The organism is Sphingomonas lacunae, assembly GCF_012979535.1.
Lineage (GTDB): Bacteria > Pseudomonadota > Alphaproteobacteria > Sphingomonadales > Sphingomonadaceae > Sphingopyxis > Sphingopyxis lacunae.
This window is the reverse complement of sequence record NZ_CP053015.1, coordinates 1,415,012-1,441,678: the sequence shown is the minus strand read 5'-3', so window position 1 is coordinate 1,441,678 and position 26,667 is coordinate 1,415,012. Positions and strand designations below refer to the sequence as shown.

Genomic DNA, 26,667 nt, shown 5'->3' with positions numbered 1-26,667 from the left:
CATATCTGACCATGGCCGCCACGGAGTCACGCTGATCGCCCTCGATGACAAGCGACCGGTAATTGCCGACAGTGCCTTTATAGCGCCTGGCTGTGTCATCGTCGGCGATGTCACCATCGGTGAGGAGTCCAGCATTTGGTACAATTGCGTTCTGCGGGCGGATGTCAGCCGCATTGTCATCGGCGCCCGCACCAATGTACAGGATGGCAGCGTTATCCATTGCGACGGACCCGACCCGCGCCGGCCCGACGGCTATCCCACCATCATAGGCGACGATGTGCTGATTGGTCATATGGCGATGGTGCATGGCACCATATTGCAGGACCGCGCCTTCGTCGGACTTTCCACCACGACAATGAATGGCTGCGTGATCGAAAGTGACGGGATGCTGGCCGCCGGCGCGCTGTTGCCTCCGGGCAAGCGGATCCCGTCGGGAGAGCTGTGGGGCGGGCGTCCCGCCGCCAAGATGCGCGACCTGCCGGAAATGGCACTGGCCGAAATGCGGCTGGGGGTCGCCCATTATGTGCATAATGCCAAACGGCACAATGAAGCCATCAACGGAGGATGAGCGGAATGAAGGCAACGATCTGGCACAATCCCAATTGCGGCACATCCCGCAAAACTCTGGCTATCCTCCAGGAAGCGCCGGGTGTGGACTTGACCGTGATCCGTTACCTTGAGCAGCCGTATGACAGGGAAAGGATCGCCGGCCTGATCAAGTCGGCCGGCCTGACTCCACGACAGGCGCTGCGCGTGCGGGGCACTGACGCGGAGGAACGCGGCCTGACCGGTGCAGATGACGCGACCATCCTCGACGCGATGGCCAGCCATTCCGCCTATGTCGAGCGGCCCTTTGTAGAAACAGACAAGGGCGTGCGCCTGTGCCGCCCGCAGGACAAGGTGCAGGAAATCCTCTGAGCCGCCGCCGTTGCTCCCCTGCATCGGGGAGAGGAATGATGCAGGGGAGCCTCCGGGGGGAGAAGCGTCAAAAGGCGAACTTGACCGTGAGACGCACGTTGGTGGGCGCACCGGGCATGATGTTCTGATCACTGTGGGCGGCAGAATAATAGTCCGCCCCCAACAGATTTTCGACATTCAGCTGGGCGTCGATCGATTCGGAGAGACGCAGGAAGAGCGCAGCATCGACACGGGTAAAGGCCGGCACGATCACAGTGTTGCTGATATTGGCAAAGTAACGCGCCTGGTGAACGACGCCGAGGCCGACCGCCAGCTCATGACTGACCTCGTAGCGATTCCACAGGGACGCCGAATGACGGGGCACCTGGGCAACACGGCGACCGGCTGTATCACCGTCGAGCACTTCGGCATCGGTATAGCCATATCCAGCGGAAATTTGCCAATGCGGCAGGATTCGACCTGTCAGGGCAAGTTCGACGCCCTTGGTCCGTTGCCGTCCGGTGAGGACAATCGTCCCCGGGACTGGACCCGCAGCTCGGCTGTTCGACCGGTCGAGAACATAGGCTGCGGCTGTCAGGAAGAGAGACGGCGTGACATTCCACTTGGCCCCGATTTCGTAATTGTCGAACTTTTCCGGCTCGAGCGTCACCAGTGTCGCGTCGAGCGAGCTGAACTGGTCACCTGACTGCGGCAGATAGCTACGCGACCAGCTGGCATAAAGCGAGCTGTTCTCGTCGGGTTTGAACAACAGCCCCGCACGGGGTGACCAAAGTTCATCGGTCCGGCTGAACCGGGTGCCGGTAAAGACATTGCCGACATCGAGCGAGAAGCGATCATAGCGCAAGCCCGCGATAAGTTGCAGCTGCTCGGTCAGACTGATCTGGTCCTGCGCATAGACGCTGACCTGATCGAGGGTGACACTGGCCGCACGATTGCTGTTGCCGGCAGGGCCAGCGACAAAGCGTGGAGCAGGAATAACCATCCGTTCCGCCAGATCAACGGTCTGCGTTCGGTTCGCCGATCCGGTCCCTGTCGGGCCAAAATAGCCGTTGATCCGTTCGCTGGTACCATCCTGCCGGGTTCCCTCGGCGCCGATGAGCAACACATGATCCATCCCGCCAATGTTGGTGCGCCAGGTCAGGTTGGCCTGACCGATCAGCGTCTCCCGCTGGGTGAAATCCTGATAGGCCTGTACGTCCAGTTGCCGCGTCCCGCCCACGGTCCGCACCGCAGAGGTGGGGAAAACGTTGCTGTAATATTTGTCATAGTCACCATAGAGGAAACTGGTCGACAGGGTCAGCGACCCGCTCAGTTCGTGGATCGACCGCGCGCGTATGGCATCCCCGTTGAAACCGGTGTGATTGTCGGCCAGCACGCCGAACAAGGTTTCATCAAAACCGTCCAGCGGCCGGTTGTTGAGCGACGGCACGCCGCGGTCGACAATGCGCTGGTCTTCCACATGTTCATAGCCGATCAGGATGCGGCTGCTGCCCAGGGTGAAGGCCAGGGTCGGGTTGACTGCCCAGCGATGGCCTTGGAAAGACTGGCGATGGTTGTCGAGTTCTTCATACTGACCATTGATCCGGAAGGCCGCACCTTCCCCGATGGGCACGTTGACATCGAGCGTGCCGAACCATGCCCCAAAACTGTCAATCGAACCGTTCAACTGACCGAACTGGCCAGATGCATCCGGGCTTTTTAGGATACGATTGACGACACCGCCGCCACCGCCACGGCCAAAGATCATGGCATTGCTGCCCTTTAGCACCTCTACGCGTTCGACATTGTAAAAGCTGCGATACTGCTGGACATCATCGCGCAGGCCATCGGTGAAAAAATCGGCGGTGCTATTATTGCCACGCAGGGTGATTTGGTCGCGATTGCCTTCACCCTGGCCCGGTGAAACGCCGGGAACCATACGGACAAGGTCACCAATGCTTCGGATCGCCTGATCCTCGATCTGTTGCGCGGTGAGCACGCTGATCGACTGGGGAATGTCGATAACCGGTGTGTCCGTTTTGGTGCCGCTCGACGTGTTGGCAACGGCATAGCCTTCGCGCGTGGCGGTGACGAGAATGTCGTTATTTTCTCCAGTGAAGGCCACATCATCAGTGACTTGCGGTGCCTCATTGGCCAACTGGGCGAGGGCCGGCAGAGGATGGCCAAGTGCCAGGGCGCTGATGGCCAGGCCGGCGAGTGCCTGGCAGCGCGGCTTCGGTTTGGAGAGTGTCATTGGTTTCCCTTCTGTGAAGGGTGTTAATGCGAGTCGTTCTCATTTGCAATCGCTAATGCGAATGTTTTGCAATTATTTCCCGATAATCGCTCCCTGCGCGACCTCGAGCCGGGTCGCGTCAGGCGGCACACCGTCAAACAAAGCCATTTCGGTACCTGTCATCCAGATCTGGCCGCCGCCCGCTGTCAGGCGCTCGAACAAGGCCGTGCGCCTGAGCGGGTCGAGATGGGCGGCCAGTTCGTCAAGGAGCAGGATTGGTCGCTGGCCGCGTGCCCGCGCCACCAGATCCCCATGGGCCAGCACAATCGAGAGGAGCAGCGCCTTTTGCTCCCCGGTTGAACAGCGCGCTGCCACCTGCCCCTTACTGGCGTGGACCACATGCAAATCGACGCGGTGCGGCCCCACCAATGCCCGTCCGGCCCTGGCATCCGCCTGACGCGAACGAGCCTGTGCCGACGCCAGTTCCTCCACTCTCCACCGACGGGCCGGAGAAGAATCACCCTCAACCAGCGCAATGGAGGGTCGAGCAAAGGCCGAATCGGGCGATGCAGCCAAGCAGGACTGAAGACTTGTCACCAGGCTGTGCCGCGCAGCATCCAGGGCCTCGCCATGCTCCGCCATCTGAGCCTCCAGTGCGGAAAGCCAGACAGTATCCCAGGGACCATCCTCACCCAGTAAGCGGGTGCGTGCCCGCATCGCAGCTTCATAGCGGCTTGCATGGCTGGCATGGGATGGTTCCAGTGCCAAAGCCATGCGATCGAGGAAGCGCCTCCGCTGTCCCGCACCTTCGACAAACAGGCGATCCATCGCCGGAGTCAGCCAGACAAAGGACAACCATTCTCCCAATGAAGTCGCAGCGGCGTCTGCCCCGTTCACCCGCACCCGTCGGCGACCCGGCGCTGATCCTCGCGTCCCGGTGCCAATGTGGATTGGCGCGAGGCCATCATCCTCGCCATGGCAATCAGCGGCGACAGCGAAACCGTCAGTGGCGCCTTCCCGTACCATCTCGGGCAAGGCACTGCCGCGCAGCCCCCGGCCGGGCGCAAGCAGTGACAGGGCTTCCAATATGTTGGTTTTTCCTGCCCCATTGGGTCCGGCAAGGACGACCAACCCCGGCCGGGCGCCGATTTCGCTGGACGCATGGTTACGGAAATCGGTCAGGGAAAGGCGGGCGACGAACATGCGCCCCTGCTCTAGCCTATGGCGGCAAGCCTCGCCACGGCGCATTTTCTATGTGTAGAATGCATCGATTAAGTGTTTTTCACCTCACCTTGGTTTTTTTCGCCGCATATTTCGCAAGTGCGGCTGTCAAAAGCTCCCCAATTTGCCGGATTCTCGAATTGGCACGGTCCCTGCAAAGGATGCGGCATGTCCGGCACCCGCCGGTTCCATGTTTCAGAGGAGACCCATGATGTTCAAAATCGATACCGCCGCCGCCACCAGCTATGCCGCTGCCGTTGCCATCGCCCTGTTTTCGACGACCATTTTGTTCGCCGTCACGGCAGTGCCTTCGGTAGCCGCCCTGTCCGCCGCCGCTGCCTGAACCGACGCGACCTTTCCCCCTTTCCGAAGAGGAGCAATCGATGAACAGTTTTCAACTCGACCGCGCAAGCCGCAAGTTTCTGGGCGTCTGCTCAGGTCTGGCCGCCCGCTTTGACGTTGATCCGTTGCTGGTGCGCCTGTCCTTCATTGGCTCGGTATTGCTCGGTTTCGGCTTCCCGATCCTGCTCTACTTCGCCCTCGCCCTGATAGCGGATTGATGCGCTCCCCGCCCGGCGGGGAGGGCGCGCCACGGTGCCGGTGCAACCAGCCGGCCCAACCACAAAAAAGCCCCACCGGTTGAACCGGCGGGGCTTTTTCTTTTGGCCTTGGAGAACGGGAGGAGCTTATTCCTCGCCGTCAGCCGCTTCCGGGTTCAGATAGTCACCGGCATCAGCATCGGTGCCGTGGGTCGGACCTTCGACCGCAGCCAGCGGATCATCGCCAATCGCAGCTTCCGGGCCCTGTGCCAGTTCAGCCGCATGCTCTTCCGCCGCCGTGTCAGGGGCAACAAGATGTGCCTCATTGGCCGCCCGCATTGATGCGCGCAGTGCCGCGTCACGCGACGATGCGGTCACGCGGATACGGTTCATCGCCGCACCGGTACCGGCGGGGATGAGACGGCCGACGATGACATTCTCCTTGAGACCCATCAGCGTATCGACCTTGCCCTGCACCGAGGCTTCGGTGAGGACACGAGTCGTTTCCTGGAAGGACGCGGCCGAGATGAACGACCGGGTCTGCAGGCTCGCCTTGGTAATGCCGAGCAGCACCGGCTTGCCTTCGGCCGGACGCTGACCCTTTGCCAGACGGCTGTTGATCTCGTCCATTTCCTCACGGTCAACCTGCTCGCCCGGGAGCAGGGTGGTGTCGCCACCCACAGTGATCTCGACCTTTTGCAGCATCTGGCGAACGATCACCTCGATGTGCTTGTCGTTGATCTTCACACCCTGCAAGCGATAGACTTCCTGGATTTCGGAGACGAGATAGGCGGCGAGCGCCTCAATGCCCATCACTTCCAGAATATCGTGCGGGTCAGGCGAACCAGAAACGATGGTGTCGCCCTTCTTGACGAAGTCACCTTCCTGCACTTCGATCCGCTTCGACTTGGACAACAGATATTCGACCGGATCGCCTTCCTCGGGGACGATCGCGAATTTGCGCTTCGCCTTATAGTCCTTGAGGAATTCGATACGGCCACTGATCTTGGCGATCACCGAATTGTCCTTGGGCTTGCGGGCTTCGAACAGTTCGGCAACGCGCGGCAGACCACCGGTAATGTCACGGGTCTTGGCGGCTTCACGGCTGACACGGGCCAGCACGTCACCGGCTTCCACCGTCTGGCCGTCCTCGACCGAGATGGTTGTGCCCGAAGCCAACAGATAGCGTGCCGCCTCACCGGACGCTTCGTCGAGCAGGGTCAGACGCGGCTGCAGGTCTTCCTTCTTGCCACGACCCGACGCGCGATATTCGATGACCACGCGCTGGGCGATACCCGTTGCTTCGTCGACCACTTCGGTCAGGGTCTTGCCGTCAAGCAGATCCTGATAACGCACCACACCAGGCTGTTCGGTGATCACCGGCATGGTGAACGGATCCCATTCGGCAATCCGGTCGCCCTGGGCCACCGTGGCACCATCCTCCACGAGGATGTTGGCACCATAGGGCAGCTTGTGGACGGCGCGTTCACGGCCCTCATTGTCGATCATCGCCAGCTCGCCACCACGGGCGAGGCTGAGGCGGCGACCGCGCGAGTCAGTGATCGTCGGCATGTCGCGATACTGGATCGTGCCATCGGCGAGCGCTTCGAGGTGCGACTGTTCGTTGAGCTGGGCCGCACCACCGATGTGGAAGGTACGCATGGTCAGCTGCGTTCCGGGTTCACCGATCGACTGGGCGGCGATGACGCCGACCGCTTCACCGATGTTCACCGGCGTACCACGGGCGAGGTCACGCCCGTAGCACTTGCCGCAGACGCCGGTCTTGCTTTCGCACACCAGCGGCGAACGGATCTGGGCCGACTGGATGCCCAACGCTTCAATCGCGGCGATGTGATGCTCTTCGAGCAGTAGTCCAGCAGGTGCCACTACGTCGCCCGTCTTGGCATCGACAATGTCTTCCGCCAGCGTGCGGCCGAGGATACGCTCACCCAGCGAGGCGATGGTCGAACCACCCTGGACGATGGCGCGCATTTCCAGATGGCGTTCGGTGCCGCAATCATCCTCGACGATGGTGCAATCCTGGCTGACATCGACCAGACGGCGGGTGAGGTAACCCGAGTTCGCCGTCTTGAGTGCGGTGTCGGCCAAGCCCTTGCGGGCGCCGTGGGTCGAGTTGAAATATTCAAGAACGGTCAGACCTTCCTTGAAGTTCGAGATGATCGGCGTTTCGATGATCTCACCCGACGGCTTGGCCATCAGGCCGCGCATGCCGGCGAGCTGCTTCATCTGGGTCTGCGAACCACGGGCACCGGAGTGCGCCATCATATACACCGAGTTGATCGGCGCGAGACGGCCGTCGTCGCCCTTCGGCGTCGCCTTGATCTCGTCCATCATGGCGTTGGCGACCTGGTCACCGCAACGGCTCCAGGCGTCGATCACCTTGTTGTACTTTTCCTGCTGGGTGATCAGGCCGTCCTGATATTGCTGTTCATAATCCTTCACCAGCGCCTTGGTCTCATCGACCATTTCAATCTTGGCGTCGGGGATGATCATGTCGTCCTTGCCGAACGAGATGCCGGCCTTGAACGCGTGGCGGAAGCCCAGCGCCATGATGGCGTCGGCGAACAGCACCGTCTCCTTCTGGCCGGTGTGGCGATAGACCTGATCGATGACGTCACCGATTTCCTTCTTGGTGAGAAGGCGGTTGACGATTTCGAACGGCACCTTGTGCGACTTGGGCAGGCATTCGCCGATCAGCATGCGGCCCGGCGTCGTTTCAAAGCGCTTCAGATAGGTCTGACCCGCTTCGTCGGTCTGCGGCACGCGGGTGATGACCTTGCTGTGCAGCGTAACCGCGCCGGCGTCGAGCGCATGATGCACTTCGGCCATGTCGGCGAGCAGCATGCCTTCACCGGGCTCACCCTCACGCTCGAGGCTGAGATAATAGAGACCCAGAACCATGTCCTGCGACGGAACGATGATCGGCTTGCCGTTGGCCGGTGACAGGATGTTGTTGGTCGACATCATCAACACGCGGGCTTCGAGCTGGGCTTCCAGCGAAAGCGGCACGTGGACGGCCATCTGGTCACCGTCGAAGTCGGCGTTGAAGGCCGAGCAGACAAGCGGGTGCAGCTGGATCGCCTTGCCTTCGATCAGCACCGGCTCGAAAGCCTGGATGCCGAGACGGTGCAGCGTCGGGGCGCGGTTGAGCATGACCGGATGCTCGCGGATCACCTCATCGAGGATGTCCCAGACTTCTCGGCGTTCCTTTTCAACCCACTTCTTCGCCTGCTTCAGGGTCATAGAAAGACCCTTGGCATCGAGACGCGCGTAGATGAACGGCTTGAACAGCTCGAGCGCCATCTTCTTGGGCAGGCCGCACTGGTGCAGCTTGAGCTCAGGACCGGTGACGATGACCGAACGGCCCGAATAGTCGACGCGTTTGCCGAGCAGGTTCTGGCGGAAACGGCCCTGCTTGCCCTTGAGCATGTCAGACAGCGACTTCAGCGGGCGCTTGTTGGCGCCGGTGATCACACGGCCACGGCGGCCATTGTCGAACAGGGCGTCAACGGCTTCCTGCAGCATGCGCTTTTCGTTGCGGACGATAATGTCCGGCGCGCGCAGTTCCATCAGCCGCTTCAGGCGGTTGTTGCGGTTGATGACGCGGCGGTAGAGATCGTTCAGATCCGACGTCGCGAAGCGGCCACCGTCGAGTGGCACAAGCGGGCGCAGTTCGGGCGGAATGACCGGCACAACCTGGAGGATCATCCATTCGGGGCGGTTGCCCGATTCAATGAAGCTCTCGACAACCTTCAGACGCTTGATGATCTTCTTGGGCTTGAGCTCCGACTTGGTCGTCGCCAACTCTTCCATCAGCGCCAGCCGTTCGCCCTCGAGATCGAGATTTTCGAGCAGCACGCGGATCGCCTCGGCGCCGATGCCGGCCGAGAAAGCGTCTTCGCCATATTCATCCTGCGCGTCGAGCAACTCGTCTTCGGTCAGCAACTGCATCTTTTCGAGTGGGGTCAGGCCCGGCTCAAGAACGATATACTGCTCGAAATAGAGGACGCGCTCGAGTTGCTTGAGCTGCATGTCAAGCAGCAGGCCGATGCGGCTCGGCAGCGACTTCAGGAACCAGATGTGCGCAACCGGCGCGGCCAGTTCGATATGGCCCATGCGCTCACGGCGCACCTTGGTCACGGTGACTTCGACACCGCACTTTTCGCAGACGATGCCCTTATACTTCATCCGCTTGTACTTGCCGCACAGGCACTCATAATCCTTGATCGGACCAAAAATGCGAGCGCAGAACAGGCCGTCACGTTCGGGCTTGAACGTGCGGTAATTGATCGTTTCGGGCTTCTTGATCTCGCCGAAAGACCAGCTGCGGATACGGTCAGGTGAGGCGATGCCGATCTTGATCTGGTCAAACGTCTCCGGCTTGGCGACCGGGTTCATGAAGTTGGTGATCTGGTTCATGTCTTGTCCTCACAGTCGAGGGAAAATTCTGTCAGCGGCGGCAGTGGCGGGCACCGGATGAGTCCGGCACCCGCGTAACTGTCACTTATTCGGCAGCCTCGGGCAGGGAATCGCTCCCGTCCTCGATCTCGTCGATGCTCTTGAGCTCAACATTGAGGCCGAGCGAGCGCATTTCCTTGACCAGAACGTTGAAGCTTTCCGGAATGCCGGCGTCGAACGTGTCGTCACCCTTGACGATCGCCTCATAGACCTTGGTACGGCCGACCACGTCGTCCGACTTGACCGTGAGCATTTCCTGCAGGGTGTAGGCTGCGCCATAGGCCTGAAGGGCCCAGACCTCCATTTCCCCGAAGCGCTGACCGCCGAACTGGGCCTTGCCGCCCAGCGGCTGTTGGGTGACGAGGCTGTACGGGCCGATCGAACGGGCGTGGATCTTGTCGTCGACAAGGTGGTGCAGTTTCAGCACATATTTCTGGCCAACGGTCACCTTGCGGTCGAACCGGTCACCGGTTCGGCCGTCATACAGGTCGACCTGACCCGATTCATCGAGACCGGCCAGCTTGAGCATGTTGGTGACATCGGCTTCGACCGCGCCGTCGAACACCGGGGAGCCCATCGGCACACCAGCGCGGACATTTTCAGCCAGCTCAACAATCTGCTCGGCCGAACGGCCGTCGATCTCGTCAGTATAGGACTCGCCATAGACCGAACGCAGGATCTCGCGAACCGCTTCCGGCGCCTGACCGGCGACCGGGTTCGGATTTTCCGCCCGCCAGCTATCGAGTGCCTCGCCGATCTTCTTGCCGAGACCGCGCGCGGCCCAGCCAAGGTGCGTTTCAAAGATCTGACCGACGTTCATGCGGCTCGGCACGCCGAGCGGGTTGAGCACGAAGTCGACCGGAGTCCCGTCTTCAAGGAACGGCATGTCTTCCTGCGGCAGGATGCGGCTGATGATGCCCTTGTTACCGTGACGGCCAGCCATTTTGTCGCCTGGCTGCAGCTTGCGCTTCACCGCGACGAACACCTTGACCATCTTGAGCACGCCCGGCGCCAGTTCGTCACCACGCTGCAGCTTTTCAACCCGGTCCTCGAACCTGTCGTTGATCAGCTTGACCGCGTCGTCATACTGGGCGCGCACGGCCTCGAGATCGCCCTGCACCTTGTCGTCGGCGACGGCGAACTTCCACCAGTCAGCCTTTTCGACTTCGTCGAGCAGGTCGGTGGTGATTTCGCTGCCCTTCTTGACGCCCTTGGGCGCACCGGCGGCGACCTGGCCGACCAGCATTTCCCTCAGGCGGGCATAGCTGGCGCGGTTGAGGATGCCGCGCTCGTCGTCGGCGTCCTTTTGCAGACGCTCGATTTCCTCGCGTTCGATGGCCATGGCACGCTCATCCTTGTCGATGCCATGACGGTTGAATACCCGGACTTCAACGACAGTGCCGGCAACGCCCGGGGGCAGACGCAGTGAGGTGTCGCGGACGTCGCTCGCCTTTTCGCCAAAGATGGCGCGCAGCAGCTTTTCTTCCGGCGTCATCGGGCTTTCGCCCTTCGGTGTGATCTTGCCGACGAGGATGTCGCCCGGCTCGACTTCCGCGCCGATGTAAACGATGCCCGCCTCGTCGAGGTTGCGCAGCGCTTCTTCACCGACGTTCGGAATGTCGCGGGTGATGTCTTCCGGCCCGAGCTTGGTATCGCGGGCCATGACTTCAAATTCCTCGATATGGATCGAGGTGAAGACGTCGTCCTTGACGATGCGTTCGCTGATCAGGATCGAGTCTTCGTAGTTGTAGCCATTCCAAGGCATGAAGGCGACGAGAACGTTGCGACCAAGTGCGAGTTCACCCATTTCAGTCGACGGACCGTCGGCGATGATGTCACCGGCGTTGACCAGATCGCCGACCTTCACCAGCGGGCGCTGGTTGATGCAGGTCGACTGGTTCGACCGCTGGAACTTCATCAGGCGATAGATGTCGACGCCCGACTTGCCGGCTTCGACTTCGCCGGTGGCGCGGACAACGATACGCGTTGCGTCCACCTGGTCGACGATGCCGGCGCGGCGGGCGGCGATGGCGGCACCCGAATCGCGGGCGACAGTCGCTTCCATGCCGGTGCCGACGAACGGCGCCTCGGCGCGCACCAGCGGCACGGCCTGACGCTGCATGTTCGAGCCCATGAGCGCACGGTTGGCGTCGTCATTTTCGAGGAACGGGATCAGCGAGGCAGCAACTGAGACCAGCTGCTTCGGCGACACGTCCATCAGCGTCACCGTGTTGCGCGGCGCCATGACAAATTCGCCTGCTTCACGGGCGGAGACCAATTCCTCAACAAAGCTGCCGTCGGCATTGGTTTCGGCCGATGCCTGCGCGACGGTGTGCTTCTGCTCTTCCATGGCGGACAGATAGACAACCTCGTCGGTCACTTTGCCGTCGATGACCTTGCGATACGGCGTTTCGATGAAACCGTACTTATTGACGCGGGCAAAGGTCGACAGCGAGTTGATCAGGCCGATGTTCGGGCCTTCCGGCGTTTCAATCGGGCAGATGCGGCCATAGTGGGTCGGGTGAACGTCGCGGACTTCGAAGCCAGCGCGCTCACGGGTCAGACCACCCGGGCCGAGCGCCGAGACGCGGCGCTTGTGGGTCACTTCGGACAGCGGGTTGGTCTGGTCCATGAACTGCGACAGCTGCGACGAGCCGAAGAATTCACGCACCGCGGCGACCGCCGGCTTGGCGTTGATCAGATCGTTCGGCATGACGGTCGAGACATCGACCGAGCTCATGCGCTCCTTGACCGCGCGTTCCATGCGCAGCAGGCCGACGCGATACTGGTTTTCAAGCAGTTCGCCGACAGAACGCACGCGGCGGTTGCCGAGATTGTCGATGTCGTCGATTTCGCCCTTGCCGTCCTTGAGGTCGACCAGTTCCTTGACCACGGCGAGGATGTCCTCGCGGCGCAGCGTGGTGTGATCGTCGGCGGCATCGAGGCCAAGACGCATGTTGAGCTTGACGCGGCCAACCGCCGACAGGTCATAGCGGTCAGCATCGAAGAACAGGCCTTCGAACAGCGCTTCGGCGGTTTCGCGGGTCGGCGGTTCACCAGGACGCATGACGCGGTAAATGTCGCTCAGCGCATGGTCGCGATCCTCGGCCTTGTCGACCTTGAGCGTGTTGCGGATCCACGGGCCGGTCGAGACATGGTCGATGTCGAGCAATTCGAGGCGGTCAATGCCGGCCTTATCGAGCTTTTCGAGATTCTCAGCCGTCACTTCGTCGCCGGCTTCGATGTAGATCTCACCGGTCGATTCATTGATCAGGTCAAACGCCGAGTAGCGGCCGAAAATTTCTTCAGTCGGGATCAGCAGCGTGGTCAGGCCGTCCTTGCCCGCCTTGTTGGCGAGCCGCGGGCTGATCTTGGCGCCGGTCGGGAACACGACCTCTCCAGTGCTGGCATCGACGACGTCGAACGACGGCTTCACACCGCGCCATGCTTCGGCGTTATAGGGAATCTTCCAGCCATCCGACGCACGTTCAAAGGTGTGCGTGGTGTAGAAGTGGTTGAGGATTTCCTCGCTGTTCAGACCCAGCGCATAAAGCAGGCTGGTGACCGGCAGCTTGCGCTTGCGGTCAATGCGGACATTGACAATGTCCTTGGCGTCAAATTCGAAATCGAGCCACGAGCCGCGGTAAGGAATAACGCGTGCGGCGAACAGGAACTTGCCCGAAGCGTGCGTCTTGCCCCGGTCATGGTCGAACAGCACACCCGGCGAGCGGTGCATCTGGCTGACGATGACGCGTTCGGTGCCATTGACAATGAAGGTGCCATTGTCCGTCATCAGGGGCATGTCGCCCATGTAGACGTCCTGTTCCTTGATATCGAGGACCGAGCGGGTTTCCGTCTCGCTGTCCACTTCGAACACGATCAGGCGCAGCGTCACCTTCATCGGGGCGGCATAGGTCAGCCCGCGCTGGCGGCATTCCTCGGTGTCATACTTCGGATCTTCGAGCACATAATGCACAAAGTCGAGCTCGGCAGTGCCGGCGAAGTCACGGATCGGGAAAACGCTGCGCAGCGTTTTTTCGAGGCCCGACACATAGCCGATCGACGGATCGGAGCGCAGGAACTGCTCATAGCTTTCGCGCTGAACCTCGATGAGATTCGGCATGCTGATCGCTTCGTGGATGTTGCCGAACAGCTTGCGGATACGCTTGGCTGTCGTGGTGCTCGCCGGAGCCTTGGTTGCCATGAGGAGGAGTGCCTTCCCGTTGAAAAATCGTCGTTCGCCAACGCAAAAACGCGACGCGCAAACGGGCCGCACAGCTCACCCTTTCGGATCAGCCCGGCTCATCAACGGTCGCGAAAGTCCTGTGTTTCCTGATCCATGCGAGAGGATGCTGCGCGACGGCACCCCTGTCCCGATCAGGCTGGACGGGCTAGCTGTTAGGGAAAACCGCCCTTCATGTCAAACATGGAGCGGCTTGACCCATATCCGATTGCTCACCGGCGCAATCGACAGTCAAGGTTGCGCGGGAGCCCCGTTGACCCACTCTTCGGGCAACGGCCCGGCGCCACCGACCGCGCCAAAGGACACTGATTGAGTCCGGAACAGGCCGAGCGGTGTCTCAAGAACGATGCCGCCCTCCGGTGCCCCGACGGCAACCATGCGATCATCGAACAGATAGGCTTGCCAGCGGTTCGGCGCGGGCATTCCCGTCACCGTCAGCCGCCAGACCACGACCTCATGTTTTTGCGGGTCGACAGGCGGTCCGGGATAGGCTGGTACAGTTGCCGCCTCGCGGAAGTAACCGCAAACCGACCACAGATGACGGCATTCTACATAGCGGAAACGGCCGACCGGCGTATCGACAGACTGGCCAGCCCCATCTTCAGCGATTTCCTGCCCGGCGGCGTCAAACAGGACGCCACGGACGCCCTGACTGCGTGAGCCATAGCCGGTGACCCGCAACTCATAGACAGTTCGCTCGCCTTGCACCGGTTCCGGTACCTGCGCGTGGGCGCAGGCTGTGGAGGCAAGGCTGCAGCCCACCAAGGCAAAAAGCCTGCGCGCGCTCATTGTGGTGTGCAGGTCACGCTCGATGGCGACCCTCCTGTCTGGCTGGTGAACCGGCGGACACATGCGCGGCGCTGCTCTTCCAGAGTGTCTCCGGCGTCGCCAAGGCACATGCCATCATTATAGGCATTATGCCCCTCCGCCCGGCAATAGAAGGTGCGAGCTGCCGTATCGCCAGTGCAGCGTTGCGAGCAGCTGCGTGCTTCTGCCGCACACTCTTCCGTCGCGCCGCATTGCCGCATGCGTGCCAGACAATTGCTGACACAGCTGTCGGCCGACTGGGCAGATGCACCTTCGGCCGCTGCAAACAGCGCAAGTCCAGCCGCCATAACCCCGAGAATCGCCTTCATTCCACCTCTCCTCTGCGACCTGCTTTTGAGCCGGTTCCCAGCCAGCGCGCATTGACCGCAATCAAAGGGAAGAACCCCGATCGCGGATTTTCGTATTGACGTTCAATTGGTTGCTTGCATCGCAAGGCCTACGCAAACATCGTTTTTCATTGTATTGCATATTGTTTTTCAATATGTCATATATTGCATATCAGAAAAGGAGATGGACCATGTTGACGACCAGCCGCTGGATCCTGCGGATCATGAATATGCTGAACTGGATAGCGGGCATTGCTATCCTCCTCGCTTTGGGCGCTCTTGCCTTTGTCTTCCCGAGCCAAATGGCAGACTCACTGAGCCGCTCTGATCCCGCCCTGTCTGCCGAGACTCTCCTGGTTGCGCTGCGTTGGGTGGTCATCATTACGGCGCCCATCATCCTGCTGGTCCATATTCTGTTCACGCGACTGATCGCGATGATCGACTCGGTCCCGGGCGGCAACGCCCTCAGTCTGGTCAACGCCGATAGGTTGCGAACCATCGCTTGGGCGCTGATCGGTATCAACCTGCTCGATCTGGCCTATGGCGCGGTGGCAATGTGGGCCGATTTCAGCGCAGGTGATGGTGCCAGTCCCTTCGAATGGACCTTCAGCCTCACCGGCTGGCTGGCCGCGCTGATGCTCTTCATCCTCGCTCAGGTATTCCGTGAAGGCGCGGCGATGCGCGATGAGCTGGAAGGAACCGTGTGATGGCAATCCGCGTCAATCTGGACGACCTGCTGTGGCAACGCCGCATGACATTGACCGAACTGAGCGAAAAGGTGGACATCACCCTGGCCAACCTGTCGATCCTCAAGACCGGCAAGGCCAAGGCAATCCGCTTTTCTACCCTCAATGCCATCTGCCTGGCGCTGGAGTGCCAGCCCGGCGACTTGCTCCGCTTTGATGGCTCAGCGTTGACAGAAACGGAAAATACCGAGCGATGAACTCGTCACGGGCCGCTTTATCACCGCATGGATAAACTGCCCGTGCCCATTCAACCAGCCATCAGCCGCACCGCCCGCTCCGCCGCCTCGGCCGCGCGCCGTGCCGCCACGGCGAGATTGGCGTGGAAGTCGCCGGCGCTGGCGGCATTAGCTTCATCGGTCGCGGCCTTGATCGCGCACCAGGGCAGACCAAGGATGTCCGCCACCTGCGCCACCGCCGCCGTTTCCATATCCACCAGCGTGGCGCCCAGCGCATCGCGGATCAGCCCGGCGCGCGTCCCGCATTCGACGAAGCAATCGCCGCTGGCAATCACCGCCTCGCCTAGGCCCAGCCCCGCAGGCTGGGGCATGGCGATCAGGCCGGAGGCACCGTCGGGGCCCAGCGGCCATTCTCCGGCCTCATAATGGGCAAAGCGGTCGGGCCGGGCTGCGCCATAATCATGCTGTATTGCGCCCCGTAACCACAGCGGCGCGCCATCCGTCGCGAGAAGAGCCCCGGCCGTGCCGATCACCATCAATCGTGTCGCTCCGACGTGACTGGCCAAAAGGGTCGCTGCCGTCGCTGCCGCCACCTTGCCGATGCCGCCACAGGCCAATGTCACAGATAGGCCGCGCCACTCCAACTGACGCAAGGCGATGGTGCCATGTTGGCTGCGCTTGCCCAGATCAGGGGCAAAGGCATCGGCCTCTTCGGGCAGGCCGGTAATGATGCCCCACATTCCCTTCTGTTCCCCTGCACGGCCGTTCAGGCCCGAACCCTAATCAGACCCGTCCGTTGAACGTGTCGCACTGACGCCAGTCACCAGTATCGAGACCTCGCTTGAGCCAACGCATCCGCTGTTCGCTGCTGCCGTGGGTGAACATGCTTTCCACCGGTGTCCGTCCGGCGCCGCGCATCAGCGTATCGTCGCCGATCGCATGGGCAGCAGTCATGGCTTCCTCGACATCACCGGGTTCGATCACAGGCTGGCCCGATGGCGTCCGGGCGGTTGCCGCCCATACCCCGGCATAGCAATCTGCCTGTAACTCCATGCGCACTTGCCATTGATTGGCTTCGGCTTCGCCGGCACGGCTTTGTGCCTCCCGGACCTGACGGGAAATACCAGTCACCGTCTGGATATGGTGCCCGACTTCATGCGCGATGACATAGGCTTGGGCCGCATCGCCTGCTGCCCCATATTGGGTCCGCAAGTCGTTGAAGAAATCAGTGTCGAGATAGATGCCCTGATCGGCCGGGCAATAAAAAGGCCCCATCGCTGCCTGTGCCGCACCACAGCCCGACTGATTTTCCCGCGTATAGAAATTGAGGGTCGGCGGCGGATATCTCTCACCCTCGCCCTGGAATATCTGTCCCCACACCTGTTCGGTGGAACTGAGCACACGGCATGAAAAAAGTTCAGCTTCGGTGTCGCATGCCTGTCCACCACTGGCCGCAGGCGCGCCGGTTCCTGAAGCGGCATCGCCTGCCACCATCTGACCACCACCACCGGACATCATGCTGAACAAAAGCAGGGCTCCACCGATCAACACGATGGTACCACAGCCCATCTTGCGACCGAAGAGCATGGGCAGCAGGGCAAAGAGTATGCCGCCAAGACCGCCACCACCACCGCCACCCACGCTGAACCCGCCACCGCCGCTGGTGCCGAGGTCACGGGTGTTCGAGCTGGGGTCAAAATCGTCTAGGCGCATTGGCTCGGCCTTTCTGGTGGTCCTGCGCTGGCATAACCCACCAGGCCTGCAAAATGAACCATGATCATCACCACTGATTGACTGATAGCGGTCACTGGGGAAAGGCATGGCTATACGGCCCTCTCCCGCGCCACATCTCAAATGCCCCGCACCCCAATCAAAGGATAGTCATGATGACCCTTGGCCTCTCCGGAAAAACCGCCCTCATCACCGGATCAACCAGCGGCATTGGTCTAGCCATTGCCAAAGCCTATGCCGCGCAAGGGGCGAACATCATTGTCAACGGCTTTGGCGACGCCGCCGCGATCGAAGCCGAGCGGGCGGCGCTCGTGGCCCTCGGCGCACCGCAGACCACGGTATCGACGCACGATCTGACTGACGCGACCGCAATTGAAGCCATGATGGGCGAAGCCTTGGCCCAATTTGGCAGCATCGACATCCTCGTCAACAATGCCGGGATGCAGCATGTCGCCCCGATCGATGAATTTCCGGTCGACAAATGGGACAGGATCATCGCGCTCAACCTGACCGCGGCTTTCCACACCATCCGCCTTGCCGTGCCGGGGATGAAGGCCAAGGGATGGGGTCGCATCATCAATACCGCCTCGGCTCACAGCCTTGTCGCCAGCCCCAACAAGGCAGCCTATGTCGCCGCCAAGCACGGCATCGCCGGCCTGACCAAGACCGTCGCGCTTGAGGTCGCGCGCGATGGCATCACCGTCAACGCGATCAGCCCCGGCTATGTCTGGACCCCGCTAGTCGAAAACCAGATTCCTGACACGATGAAGGCGCGCGGCCTGACCCGCCAGCAGGTGATGAACGACGTTCTGCTTGCCGCCCAGCCGACCAAGCAGTTCGTCACCGTGGAACAGGTCGCGTCGATGGCGCTTTATCTGGCAAGTGACTCGGGAAGCGGCATGACCGGGACCAATGTTTCGATGGACGGGGGCTGGACCGCGCAATAGGCTGGCTGCCCAACAAGGCCCGTTAGGGCCGGAGAGGTCGTCGATGCCCCATCGCTTTTCACGCTCTATGCGACACAGACGCCTTGTTGCTTCGATAATGTCGGCCAGCTTGCTCATCGTGTTACCCGGCTGTGCGATGATCGATGCACCCACTGGCAGTATCAGCCGTCAGGAAGCGATCGGCACTGACGACTGGCACGATGTGGCGACCGAAGCGGACCGGCAGCGCATTCGCGGCTGGTGGACCGCCTGGCGCGATGCGCTGGCTAGCGCGCGGGCCGGTGGCCATGGTGCGGCCGTCGCTGCCGAAGGCGCGCTGCTGGCGCCCGACGCGGCGCTGCCCAATCCGCACCTCCCACCCGGCGACTATCTGTGCCGGACGATCAAGGTCGGTGCCCAGTCGGCGCAGGGGCTCAGCTATGTCGCTTATCCCCGTTTCCGCTGCCGGGTCGAAGCCGAACAGGATATTTTCAGCTTCACCAAACTGACCGGCTCTCAACGCCAGGTTGGCCTGATTTTTGATGATGATGACCGGCAAAAGATTTTTCTGGGCACGCTAATGCTGGGGGATGAGGTGCGTGCGCTCGATTATGGCTCGGACCCGCAGCGCGATGTGGCCGGGTTGATCGAACGCATTGGCCCGAACCGCTGGCGCCTTGTTATGCCGCGCCCGGCTTTCGAAAGCATCGTCGATGTGATCGAACTGGTCCCCGCCGGAGAATAGTCAGGCTGCTGTCCACCACCATACGCCGTCGCGATCTTCGCGGCGGACCCGTCCCGCCTGTTCCAGATAGCGCAGGTGAGCCAGCGTCTCACCGGTCGCCAGACCGATATGATCAGCCCCGATTTCGCGCCGGAACAACAGGCCAAAGCAATCGATCACCCTGCGCGGGGCTTCGGCCAGCGCCGCTGCCACAGCATCAAGCCGTTCATGATGCTCGTCGCGCAATGCAATCAGGCGCGTGTGCAGGCCGCGGAAAGGTTCGCCATGCGCCGGACAGACCAACAGGTCAGCCGGCAGCCGCAACAACTTGTCGATCGACGCCAGCCATTCGCCGAGCGGATTAGCGTCAGGCTCCCCGGCATTGGACGAGACGTTGGAACTGATGCGAGGCAGCACCTGGTCGCCGGAAATCAGTACGCCTTCCGCCTCATTGAGCAGACAGGCATGTTCAGGGCTGTGGCCCGAACCAGTAACAATCCGCCATTCGCCCTTGCCAATGCTCAGTCGCTGACCATCAATCAGCCGCTGGTATCCAAAAGGCAGGCGGGCAACCATCCGGCCGAAGCGGCTCCAGCCGGCGGCCTTGGCTGCCTCTATGGCTTCGTCGTCCCAGCCACAGCCACGCTGCATGACCGTGACCTCGGCAGGTTGCTCGTCGCGCACATCGGCGATCATGTACCGCGCCTGTAGCCATTCACCGCGGGTCATCAGGATCGGCGCTGAAAAGCGCTTTGCCAGCCAGCCGGCGAGGCCAATATGGTCGGGATGGAGGTGCGTGCAGACCACCCGGCTCAACCGTTTGTCAGCCAGTGCGCCAGCAAACAGCGCCTTCCATGCATCACTGCAATCCTGCAGCATGAGCCCGGTATCGACCGCGACATAGGCGGGGACGGCATCATCGCCATCCTCGATCAGCCAGCTGTTAATGTGCCCGAGCGATCCTGGCATCGGGATGCGGGCCCAATGGACGCTCTCCGACACCTGGAGCAGCTCGCCCTTGCCGGGCGCGGCCTTGCCCCAGGGATAGGTCAAACCGGCGGCGCTGGTGGCAATCAGGCCATCGTCAGCGGTCAGCGATGCGTCAGGCGACGCGACCTGCCCGGCGAGCGCGGCATCAGCCCGCGCGGCTGCGCCGCTGTGGCCGGAGCCGCCTGTGTCGCCCGCTGTCATGACCGTCAGTCATCGCCCTCGCTGGCGGCGGCTTCTGCCGCGGCAGCGGCTTCGGCCGCGGCGTGGGCAGCGGTGCGCTCAGCCTTCAGCTCTTCGATCAGAGCGGCGCGATCACCATCAAGACGCGAATCGACAGGGGCGGCGATACCCGCCTTCTTGGCCGCCTTGGCAACCAGTGCGTCGAGCTCACGCTGCGAGCACAGGCCGAGTGTTACCGGGTCCTTGGGCACGATGTTGGCGATGTTCCAGTGGCTGCGGTCGCGGATCGCCTCGATGGTCGTGCGGGTCGTGCCGATCAGCTTGCCGATCGCAGCATCCGAAATTTCCGGATGGTGGCGGATCAGCCAGGCAATGCCATCGGGCTTGTCCTGCCGCTTGGACACCGGTGTGTAGCGCGGCCCCTTGGTGCGGCGGACCTGTTCCGGACCCTTGATCATCTGCAGGCGGTATGCGGGGTTGGCCTGACCCTTTTCGATCTCGTCCATCGTCAATTCGTGGGCGCGAACCGGGTCGCGGCCGGTCAGCTTGGTGCCGGCGGTATCGTCGGCAATCGCCTGGACCTCAAGGATGTGCAGGCCACAGAAGTCCGCGATCTGCTGAAAGGTAAGGCCGGTATTGTCGACCAGCCAGGCGGCGGTCGCGTGCGGCATCAGCGGCTGGGCCATGCCCGTTCTCCTGCATAAAAAGGGCCGCCCCTTCACGGAGCGGCCGGACTATTGGCCTTTCCCCTAGCGCGAAGCCGCGCGGGGGGCAAGCACCGAGGCAACGGTGCTGTTCCGGCCCTTCACTGACCGTGATAGGTGGCAACCGCCCGGCTGACTGATTGCATCATCGCCATGCGCTGCGGGATGGAAGCGGTGGTGCTGGCGAGCATCACAGCCACGGCATAGCGCGTGCCATCCGGCGCTGTCAGAATGCCAATATCATTATAACCGGTGGCTGTACCGGCCAGTTCCTGACCCGTCCCTGTCTTGTGCGCCACTGACCAGCCGGCTGGCACGCCAGCCCGCAAACGTTGCGGCCCGCTGCGGGTGCGGCCCATTGTCTCGATCATCAGCCGGGTGGAGGCAGGCGACAGCAATTCCCCGCGCGCCAACCGCGTCAGCGCATCGACAATCGCCAGCGGGCTGGCACCATCATCGGGATCTGCAACATAGCGTTCAAGCGCCATGCGCCGAACCGACATCGGCACCTGTTCACGCGCCACCTGGAAATTGCGGGCGACCGAATAGCGCTGCTGCCATTCAAGCCCGGCAATCCGGCTCTGCAACAGACGCTCGCCCGGACCAAAGCGGATGCGGCCCAGAGAATGGCGCTCCACATAGCGGCGCACAACATCCGGCCCGCCGATATGGCGGAGCAGGCTGTCGTTGGCCGTATTGTCACTGCCGGTAATCGCGGTTTCGAGCAGCTCGGCCACGGTCATTTCGACATTGCCTTCGCGCTGGACCCGCCCTGCCAAGGGTTGATGGAACAGAGTCAGGTCGTCCGGGGTAATCCTGACCCTGTCGGTCAAGGCAATCTGACCCCGGTCGAGTGCATCGAGCGCAGCCATGGCTACCCAGGTCTTGGAAACGCTCTGCTGGGGAAAAAACTCGTCGCCACGGCGTGCCAGCGACCAATTGCCATCGATCCTGCGGATAGCGATGCCGGTGCGACCGGGAAAGGTGCGCCAGATCTCGTGGATGACAGGCTCCAGCCCCGGCGGCGGGCGGTTGATGCCGGGATCGATACGGGCCGGTACCGTCGCGGGCGGACGCGCCTGTGGCAAGGGCAGCCCGCTTGGAGACCAAGGCCTATCACCCGGGCCATTGGCTGTCGTGCGTGGCTCCGGCACGGTACCTGCACAGGCCGCCAGCGCCAGAGTAGCCGCAGCCAAGGCCCAGACCCTTATCGATCGACCATCACCCATGCGGATACCCCGTTTACCCATCACGCCCTGCCTTACCCCCGCCCTTGCCATGCCGCCACAGCGGCGCCCACTGCACCCATATTGCGACGAACGAGTCCTGATGCGCGACAGAACGTTGCAACACGCCGTCGATCAGCCAGATTTCACCCGCTGCCACAAGTCGCGGCTTGCCTCTTACCGCCTTATCCTGTCACTCGTGAACACGAGAGGAACGCCATAGGACAGGCGCGATGAGGGAGAGAGATGACCCATTTCGATGACTGGCGCGCCCGCTCCCCTTTTTACAACGAAACGCATGAAGCGCTTGCAATGAGCGTCCGCCGTTTTGTCGAGCGCGAAATCGCACCCTTCATCGACCAGTGGGAACGCGATGGCGAGTTGCCGCGCGATCTTCACCGCAAGGCCGCTGACGCCGGCATCCTCGGCCTGCGCTATCCGGAAGAATATGGCGGGCACAGCGAAGGGTTCGATATTTTCCACGGCCTGATCCTGACCGAGGAACTGGCGGCAGTCGGCGCGGGTGGGCTGGGTGCCTCGCTGATGACCCATGGCATCGGCCTGCCGCCGGTGCTGGCACTGGGCCGCGAGGAACAAAAACGCCGCATCGCACCGCCCGTGCTGGCGGGGGAAAAGATCATCGCGCTGGGCATTACCGAGCCATCGGGCGGATCGGACGTCGCCAACCTCAAGACCAGCGCCGTCCGCGATGGCGACGATTATATCGTCAACGGCACCAAGATGTTCATCACCAGCGGCATGCGTGCCGACTGGCTGACCTGCGCCGTACGGACCGGTGGCCCCGGAGCGGCCGGCGTCTCGCTGCTGCTCATCGACATGGATGCACCCGGCGTTTCCCGCACCCGGCTGGACAAGATGGGCTGGCGGTGCAGTGACACGGCGGCCATCTATTTTCAGGACGTCCGTGTCCCCGCCGCCAACCTGATCGGCCCGGAAAATGGCGGCTTCATCGGCATCATGCGCAATTTCAACAGCGAACGGCTCGGCATGGCGATGGGATGCTGTGCCTATGCCCGCGTCTGCCTGGCCGAAGCGGTAGACTGGGCCCAGCAACGCGAAACCTTTGGCAAGACGCTGGTCGGGCATCAGGCGATCCGCATCAAGCTCGCCGGCATGGCACAGCGCATCGACGCGACACAGGCGTGGGTCGATCTGTGCGCCTGGCAGGTCAAGGAAGGCCGCGACCGCCCGGCCGACTTCGCCATGCTCAAGGTGCAGGCAACGCAGATGCTCGAACATGTCGCCCGCGAAGCTGCGCAAGTTCTCGGCGGTGCCAGCTATATCACCGGCAGCAAGGTGGAGCGCATCTATCGCGAAGTGCGCGTCAACGCGATCGGCGGCGGCAGCGAGGAAATCATGCTTGATCTCGCCGGGCGACAATTGTTCGGTGGGCGCTGAATAGAAACCCTCGCATGCCAGCCGGTCGGGCCGCATTGCTGGCCTGTGGCCCGCCCGGCGCAAGCGTTTTTGCTATTGGCCGCGAGTTGGCGTATAGCATGACGCGCTGACGTCCTGTGCGACGGATATCGGGCGACTCTTTTGCCCCCCTTTGTCCCTTTCCAGTCTGCCGAAGCCGGGATGCGTCGCGTTGGCGCATGCCCGTCATTACTTGGGACAAAGGATACCCAACATGATCACCGGAACCGTAAAATTCTTCAATGCCGACAAGGGCTATGGCTTTATTGCGCCTGAAGATGGCGGCAACGACGCTTTCGTTCACATCTCGGCCGTTGAACGCGCCGGAATGCGTACGCTCGACAAGAACCAGCGCGTTTCGTACGAGCTGGAAACCGACCAGCGCGGCAAGACCAGCGCGGTCAACCTTCAGGCTGCATAAGCCCGAATAAACGACAATGCGGGCGGCCTGGAACATGGTCGCCCGCATTGTCGTTTCTGCCTGATCCCCCAGCGGCCCCGCACCCCGCGTGTCCACGCATAGACGAGACTTGATCCCCTTTATGGCGAGCTACAAAGACCCCAGCTTTCAGGAACGCACCGCCCTCGCAAAAGAGGCGCGGCTGAAGGCCCTCAGCAAATTCCAAGCCAAGCCGGTGATGGACGAAGCCACCATCGCCGCCCGCCGCGAAGCGCAAGCCCGCCGCGAAGAAGCCGCCGCTGCCAAGCGCGAAGAACGCCGCCTCGCTATCGAAGCCGCCAAGGCTGAAAAGGCCGCCGCCAAGGAAGCTGCAGAACAGGATGCAGCCGCGCGCGAAATCAACGCCAACAAGAGCGAAGCCGAGAAAAAGGCCGAACGCGACGCGCGCTACGCGGCGCGAAAGGCGCGCAAGCGCTAAGCAGGCTCAACCGCTCAGACGCGCCTCACATCCCCGGCCGACTGTTTCACGCCCCAGCCACTGATTGCGCGCTGTTGCGCCATTCGCGCCAACCGATCCGGGCGAAGCAAAATATAGTGAGCAGCGAGATTATGTCGGCAATGATCAGCGGCAGGCTCAGAGCATCATGGCGGCCTTGTGCCACCAATACATCGCTGACAACGCCGATGAGGACGCCGCCGATGCCGAGCGCCAATACGTTGACAAGCAGCATCGCCAGCCCCGTGACTGAGGCATGGAGCCGCGCTGGCGATACCGACTGCATCACTGCAAACGCCGGCCCATAAAAAGACGAAAAGAACAGGATACCGGCTCCCATTCCGACGTAAAACAGGATCGATCCAGCATCGGCCAAGCGGAACGCCATGATCAGCGGCGCCAGCGCGGTGACAAAGAGCGCCAGGAACATCGCTCTACCGCCAGGAAACCGCTTTGCATAAAGGTCTGCCAAAGTGCCCCCAGCGACCGCGCCGATTACGCCGAAAACAAGCAACGCAAGACCATAGGTCATGGCAATGCCATTGCCATCAAAGCCGCGCTCTTCCAACAGCCAAATCTTCACAAACGGCCCGCCTGCCAAATAGACATGCATGAGGACCGACCCCAATATGGCAAGCCGCAGGTCGGCATTGGTCCGCAATTCTCGGCCCAGATCAGCCAGGACGGCAGTAGCCGATCGTGACGGGGACGGCTGTGCCTCATCTTGTGTTGCATCCGAAAGGGAGCGCGATGTGGCATTTTCATCAACCAGCAGCTTCAGGGCCAGCACCAAGATCAGGCCCAGCAGGCCTAGCAAGACAAAAACGCCGCGCCAGCCTAGTATCGGGCCGAGCTGCCCCGCCAGAAAAAAGCTGGCTCCTACGCCCAGCGGCACGCCCATGAAAAAGATGCCGATAGCTGACGCCCGCCGTTGCGGCGAAAATCGTTCAGACAGGATAGCTGTCGCCGCCGGGATAAGCGTCGCCTCGCCCGTGGCGACCAGTGGTCGCATGGCGACCAGAGAGAGAAAGCCCCGCGCCAGACCTGACAGGGCCGTGAATGCACTCCATGTGGCCAGACCTAGCGCCAATATCCGCACCCGGCCAAAGCGGTCTGCCAGAACGCCCGCCGCCAGAGCCGTTACCGCGTAAAACGCGGTAAAGGCGATACCCGCTACGATACCAAACTGGGTGCGACTGAGGCCCAGATCGCGCACGATTTCCGGTCCAAATCCTGCAATCAGATTACGATCAACCTGATTGAGTACATGTAACAACAGGAAAAAGCCTAGCAGCAGGTAGGGGCTGCGCTGGCCACCTTGCGCGAGTGCCAATCAAGCCGCCTGTAACGAGCCGCCGATAACCGACACGCGTTCGGCATGGCGGGTATGGGGGAAATAGTCCCACACGGCGTGATGCTGGGTCGCGATGTTATCCCAGATAACCAGCGTCTGGGCGTCCCACCGCACCCGGCACTGAATGCGGGGCGTCGATTCAATGTGCTGGAACAGCATTTCCAACAACGCCCGGCTTTCCAACCTGCTGAGACCCTCGATATGCGTGGTGAATCCGCGATTGACCCACAACAACGGCTTGCCATTGTCAGGGTGGACAATCACCATCGGGTGAGCGTTGCGATTATAGGCGGTGCCGACTGGCGGCTCCTTGCCATAACCCTGCCGCCAGGGCAGCGCCCCGTCGTGCACCGCACGCAACTTGCCGATCAGTTCCTTCACTGGCTCGGACAACAGGGCATGGGCTTCGGTCATGCTGGCGAACACAGTATCACCGCCGCCGCAGTCAGGCACTTGGTGCATATACAGCAATGATGCGCGGATCGGCGTTGTGTCGCAGGACACATCGGTGTGCCAGCCATCGCCCGCAGCATAGGCTGATTGTGCTGTTGTCCTGATCGGCAAAACCGCCGGATCGGCACCGCCCGCCGTCGCTGCCAAGGGGTGGTGGTGCAATTCACCCGTGCCGAAACAGGCTGCAGCGCGCTTGTGCGCCGCATGGTCAAGCTGTTGCTCCCGAAATACCAGCACGCCGCGATCCGCCAGCAACTTACGCAGGGTGACGGCGGTCAGATCGTCAATCTTGGCCAGATCAATCCCGGAAACCTCGGCGCCAATCACTGGTGTGATGTTCTGCACGTTCAAGGACATC

At 61.8% G+C, this 26,667-nt stretch carries 24 protein-coding genes; 11 read left to right on the top strand and 13 right to left on the bottom strand.

The features are described 5' to 3' along the window. The first annotated feature begins 1 nt into the window (after position 1). Entirely contained in the window at positions 2-568 is a 567-nt protein-coding gene (locus GV829_RS06820; protein WP_169948048.1) for a gamma carbonic anhydrase family protein, read from the top strand. A 5-nt stretch (positions 569-573) separates the two neighbouring features. Further along, positions 574-918, top strand: coding sequence for an arsenate reductase family protein (locus GV829_RS06815; RefSeq protein ID WP_169945187.1), 345 nt, complete (start codon positions 574-576; stop codon positions 916-918). A gap of 67 nt (positions 919-985) precedes the next feature. On the opposite strand, the gene GV829_RS06810 is transcribed toward GV829_RS06815, so the two are convergent. Further along, a complete protein-coding gene (locus tag GV829_RS06810; RefSeq protein ID WP_169945185.1) occupies positions 986-3,151 on the bottom strand; it encodes a TonB-dependent receptor in 2,166 nt (721 codons plus the stop codon). 72 nt (positions 3,152-3,223) lie between these two features. Next, entirely contained in the window at positions 3,224-4,333 is a 1,110-nt protein-coding gene (recF, locus tag GV829_RS06805; RefSeq protein ID WP_169945182.1) for a DNA replication/repair protein RecF, read from the bottom strand. 226 nt (positions 4,334-4,559) lie between these two features. Here recF and GV829_RS14375 point away from each other — a divergent pair, with 226 nt between their 5' ends. Both GV829_RS14375 and GV829_RS06800 read left to right on the top strand, forming a co-directional pair. After that, positions 4,560-4,694 carry a hypothetical protein gene (locus GV829_RS14375; RefSeq protein WP_281356192.1) on the top strand — a complete coding sequence of 45 codons (135 nt, stop codon included), beginning with the start codon at positions 4,560-4,562 and terminating at the stop codon, positions 4,692-4,694. Positions 4,695-4,734: 40 nt separating this feature from the next. Further along, complete coding sequence (locus GV829_RS06800; protein ID WP_169945180.1) at positions 4,735-4,911, top strand: PspC domain-containing protein; 177 nt, start codon at positions 4,735-4,737, stop codon at positions 4,909-4,911. A gap of 126 nt (positions 4,912-5,037) precedes the next feature. Here the strand turns inward: GV829_RS06800 and rpoC are convergent, their stop codons facing one another. The 4 genes from rpoC to GV829_RS06780 form a co-directional block, all read right to left on the bottom strand. Beyond that, a complete protein-coding gene (gene rpoC / locus GV829_RS06795) occupies positions 5,038-9,330 on the bottom strand; it encodes a DNA-directed RNA polymerase subunit beta' (protein WP_169945177.1) in 4,293 nt (1,430 codons plus the stop codon). An 85-nt stretch (positions 9,331-9,415) separates the two neighbouring features. Then, positions 9,416-13,573 (bottom strand): DNA-directed RNA polymerase subunit beta, encoded by a 4,158-nt coding sequence (rpoB, locus tag GV829_RS06790; RefSeq protein ID WP_169945175.1) that lies wholly within the window; start codon positions 13,571-13,573, stop codon positions 9,416-9,418. 270 nt (positions 13,574-13,843) lie between these two features. Beyond that, the gene (locus GV829_RS06785) at positions 13,844-14,401 is read right to left on the bottom strand and encodes a hypothetical protein (RefSeq protein WP_169945172.1); all 558 of its coding nucleotides are present in this window, start codon (positions 14,399-14,401) and stop codon (positions 13,844-13,846) included. Continuing rightward, on the bottom strand, positions 14,398-14,748 hold the full coding sequence (locus GV829_RS06780; protein ID WP_169945170.1) for a hypothetical protein: 351 nt from the start codon (positions 14,746-14,748) through the stop codon (positions 14,398-14,400). Before GV829_RS06780 ends, GV829_RS06785 begins: the two co-directional genes overlap by 4 nt. A gap of 209 nt (positions 14,749-14,957) precedes the next feature. Between GV829_RS06780 and GV829_RS06775 the strand changes: the two genes are divergently transcribed. Both GV829_RS06775 and GV829_RS06770 read left to right on the top strand, forming a co-directional pair. Further along, a complete protein-coding gene (locus tag GV829_RS06775) occupies positions 14,958-15,473 on the top strand; it encodes a DUF2975 domain-containing protein (RefSeq protein ID WP_169945167.1) in 516 nt (171 codons plus the stop codon). Then, positions 15,473-15,709: a helix-turn-helix domain-containing protein gene (locus tag GV829_RS06770; protein ID WP_169945165.1), complete on the top strand. Its 237-nt coding sequence runs from the start codon at positions 15,473-15,475 to the stop codon at positions 15,707-15,709. Before GV829_RS06775 ends, GV829_RS06770 begins: the two co-directional genes overlap by 1 nt. Before the next feature lie 50 nt (positions 15,710-15,759). Here GV829_RS06770 and GV829_RS06765 read toward each other — a convergent pair whose 3' ends face one another. After that, positions 15,760-16,428: a phosphorylase family protein gene (locus GV829_RS06765; RefSeq protein WP_169945163.1), complete on the bottom strand. Its 669-nt coding sequence runs from the start codon at positions 16,426-16,428 to the stop codon at positions 15,760-15,762. A gap of 43 nt (positions 16,429-16,471) precedes the next feature. After that, a complete protein-coding gene (gene ypfJ, locus GV829_RS06760) occupies positions 16,472-17,401 on the bottom strand; it encodes a KPN_02809 family neutral zinc metallopeptidase (RefSeq protein ID WP_169945161.1) in 930 nt (309 codons plus the stop codon). 173 nt (positions 17,402-17,574) lie between these two features. On the opposite strand from ypfJ, the gene GV829_RS06755 reads away from it, so the two are divergent. Then, positions 17,575-18,366, top strand: a complete 792-nt coding sequence (locus GV829_RS06755) for a 3-hydroxybutyrate dehydrogenase (RefSeq protein WP_169948046.1) — start codon at positions 17,575-17,577, stop codon at positions 18,364-18,366. 97 nt (positions 18,367-18,463) lie between these two features. Beyond that, positions 18,464-19,090, top strand: coding sequence for a DUF4893 domain-containing protein (locus GV829_RS06750; protein WP_246203098.1), 627 nt, complete (start codon positions 18,464-18,466; stop codon positions 19,088-19,090). Here the strand turns inward: GV829_RS06750 and GV829_RS06745 are convergent, their stop codons facing one another. From GV829_RS06745 to bla, 3 genes are all read right to left on the bottom strand, one after another. Then, complete coding sequence (locus tag GV829_RS06745) at positions 19,091-20,260, bottom strand: MBL fold metallo-hydrolase (RefSeq protein WP_169945157.1); 1,170 nt, start codon at positions 20,258-20,260, stop codon at positions 19,091-19,093. It lies immediately after the preceding gene. A gap of 5 nt (positions 20,261-20,265) precedes the next feature. Then, positions 20,266-20,925: a cell cycle transcriptional regulator TrcR gene (locus GV829_RS06740; RefSeq protein ID WP_425505443.1), complete on the bottom strand. Its 660-nt coding sequence runs from the start codon at positions 20,923-20,925 to the stop codon at positions 20,266-20,268. A gap of 119 nt (positions 20,926-21,044) precedes the next feature. Next, positions 21,045-22,193 (bottom strand): class A beta-lactamase, encoded by a 1,149-nt coding sequence (gene bla, locus GV829_RS06735; protein ID WP_246203097.1) that lies wholly within the window; start codon positions 22,191-22,193, stop codon positions 21,045-21,047. 222 nt (positions 22,194-22,415) lie between these two features. Here bla and GV829_RS06730 point away from each other — a divergent pair, with 222 nt between their 5' ends. The 3 genes from GV829_RS06730 (at position 22,416) to GV829_RS06720 (ending at position 24,484) form a co-directional block, all read left to right on the top strand. After that, entirely contained in the window at positions 22,416-23,588 is a 1,173-nt protein-coding gene (locus GV829_RS06730) for an acyl-CoA dehydrogenase family protein (RefSeq protein WP_169945154.1), read from the top strand. Positions 23,589-23,820: 232 nt separating this feature from the next. Further along, on the top strand, positions 23,821-24,027 hold the full coding sequence (locus tag GV829_RS06725) for a cold-shock protein (protein WP_169945152.1): 207 nt from the start codon (positions 23,821-23,823) through the stop codon (positions 24,025-24,027). 121 nt (positions 24,028-24,148) lie between these two features. Beyond that, the gene (locus tag GV829_RS06720) at positions 24,149-24,484 is read left to right on the top strand and encodes a DUF6481 family protein (RefSeq protein ID WP_169945150.1); all 336 of its coding nucleotides are present in this window, start codon (positions 24,149-24,151) and stop codon (positions 24,482-24,484) included. Between the two features lie 46 nt (positions 24,485-24,530). Here GV829_RS06720 and GV829_RS06715 read toward each other — a convergent pair whose 3' ends face one another. Both GV829_RS06715 and GV829_RS06710 read right to left on the bottom strand, forming a co-directional pair. Beyond that, positions 24,531-25,835, bottom strand: coding sequence for an MFS transporter (locus GV829_RS06715; protein ID WP_169945147.1), 1,305 nt, complete (start codon positions 25,833-25,835; stop codon positions 24,531-24,533). Beyond that, positions 25,836-26,666, bottom strand: coding sequence for a TauD/TfdA dioxygenase family protein (locus tag GV829_RS06710; protein ID WP_169945145.1), 831 nt, complete (start codon positions 26,664-26,666; stop codon positions 25,836-25,838). It lies immediately after the preceding gene. Position 26,667: the final 1 nt, after the last annotated feature.

What these genes read in the sequence shown, in the direction of transcription:
- GV829_RS14375 (WP_281356192.1), top strand. Translation starts at nt 4,560, where the DNA reads ATGATGTTCAAAATCGATACCGCCGCCGCCACCAGCTATGCCGCTGCC.
- GV829_RS06785 (WP_169945172.1), bottom strand. Translation starts at nt 14,401, where the DNA reads ATGAGCGCGCGCAGGCTTTTTGCCTTGGTGGGCTGCAGCCTTGCCTCC.
- GV829_RS06720 (WP_169945150.1), top strand. Translation starts at nt 24,149, where the DNA reads ATGGCGAGCTACAAAGACCCCAGCTTTCAGGAACGCACCGCCCTCGCA.
- GV829_RS06745 (WP_169945157.1), bottom strand. Translation starts at nt 20,260, where the DNA reads ATGACAGCGGGCGACACAGGCGGCTCCGGCCACAGCGGCGCAGCCGCG.
- GV829_RS06775 (WP_169945167.1), top strand. Translation starts at nt 14,958, where the DNA reads ATGTTGACGACCAGCCGCTGGATCCTGCGGATCATGAATATGCTGAAC.
- GV829_RS06725 (WP_169945152.1), top strand. Translation starts at nt 23,821, where the DNA reads ATGATCACCGGAACCGTAAAATTCTTCAATGCCGACAAGGGCTATGGC.
- GV829_RS06800 (WP_169945180.1), top strand. Translation starts at nt 4,735, where the DNA reads ATGAACAGTTTTCAACTCGACCGCGCAAGCCGCAAGTTTCTGGGCGTC.
- GV829_RS06770 (WP_169945165.1), top strand. Translation starts at nt 15,473, where the DNA reads ATGGCAATCCGCGTCAATCTGGACGACCTGCTGTGGCAACGCCGCATG.
- GV829_RS06730 (WP_169945154.1), top strand. Translation starts at nt 22,416, where the DNA reads ATGACCCATTTCGATGACTGGCGCGCCCGCTCCCCTTTTTACAACGAA.
- ypfJ (WP_169945161.1), bottom strand. Translation starts at nt 17,401, where the DNA reads ATGCGCCTAGACGATTTTGACCCCAGCTCGAACACCCGTGACCTCGGC.
- GV829_RS06755 (WP_169948046.1), top strand. Translation starts at nt 17,575, where the DNA reads ATGACCCTTGGCCTCTCCGGAAAAACCGCCCTCATCACCGGATCAACC.
- GV829_RS06710 (WP_169945145.1), bottom strand. Translation starts at nt 26,666, where the DNA reads ATGTCCTTGAACGTGCAGAACATCACACCAGTGATTGGCGCCGAGGTT.
- GV829_RS06750 (WP_246203098.1), top strand. Translation starts at nt 18,464, where the DNA reads ATGTCGGCCAGCTTGCTCATCGTGTTACCCGGCTGTGCGATGATCGAT.
- rpoC (WP_169945177.1), bottom strand. Translation starts at nt 9,330, where the DNA reads ATGAACCAGATCACCAACTTCATGAACCCGGTCGCCAAGCCGGAGACG.
- GV829_RS06765 (WP_169945163.1), bottom strand. Translation starts at nt 16,428, where the DNA reads ATGTGGGGCATCATTACCGGCCTGCCCGAAGAGGCCGATGCCTTTGCC.
- GV829_RS06815 (WP_169945187.1), top strand. Translation starts at nt 574, where the DNA reads ATGAAGGCAACGATCTGGCACAATCCCAATTGCGGCACATCCCGCAAA.
- bla (WP_246203097.1), bottom strand. Translation starts at nt 22,193, where the DNA reads ATGGGTAAACGGGGTATCCGCATGGGTGATGGTCGATCGATAAGGGTC.
- recF (WP_169945182.1), bottom strand. Translation starts at nt 4,333, where the DNA reads ATGTTCGTCGCCCGCCTTTCCCTGACCGATTTCCGTAACCATGCGTCC.
- GV829_RS06780 (WP_169945170.1), bottom strand. Translation starts at nt 14,748, where the DNA reads ATGAAGGCGATTCTCGGGGTTATGGCGGCTGGACTTGCGCTGTTTGCA.
- GV829_RS06740 (WP_425505443.1), bottom strand. Translation starts at nt 20,925, where the DNA reads ATGGCCCAGCCGCTGATGCCGCACGCGACCGCCGCCTGGCTGGTCGAC.
- GV829_RS06810 (WP_169945185.1), bottom strand. Translation starts at nt 3,151, where the DNA reads ATGACACTCTCCAAACCGAAGCCGCGCTGCCAGGCACTCGCCGGCCTG.
- rpoB (WP_169945175.1), bottom strand. Translation starts at nt 13,573, where the DNA reads ATGGCAACCAAGGCTCCGGCGAGCACCACGACAGCCAAGCGTATCCGC.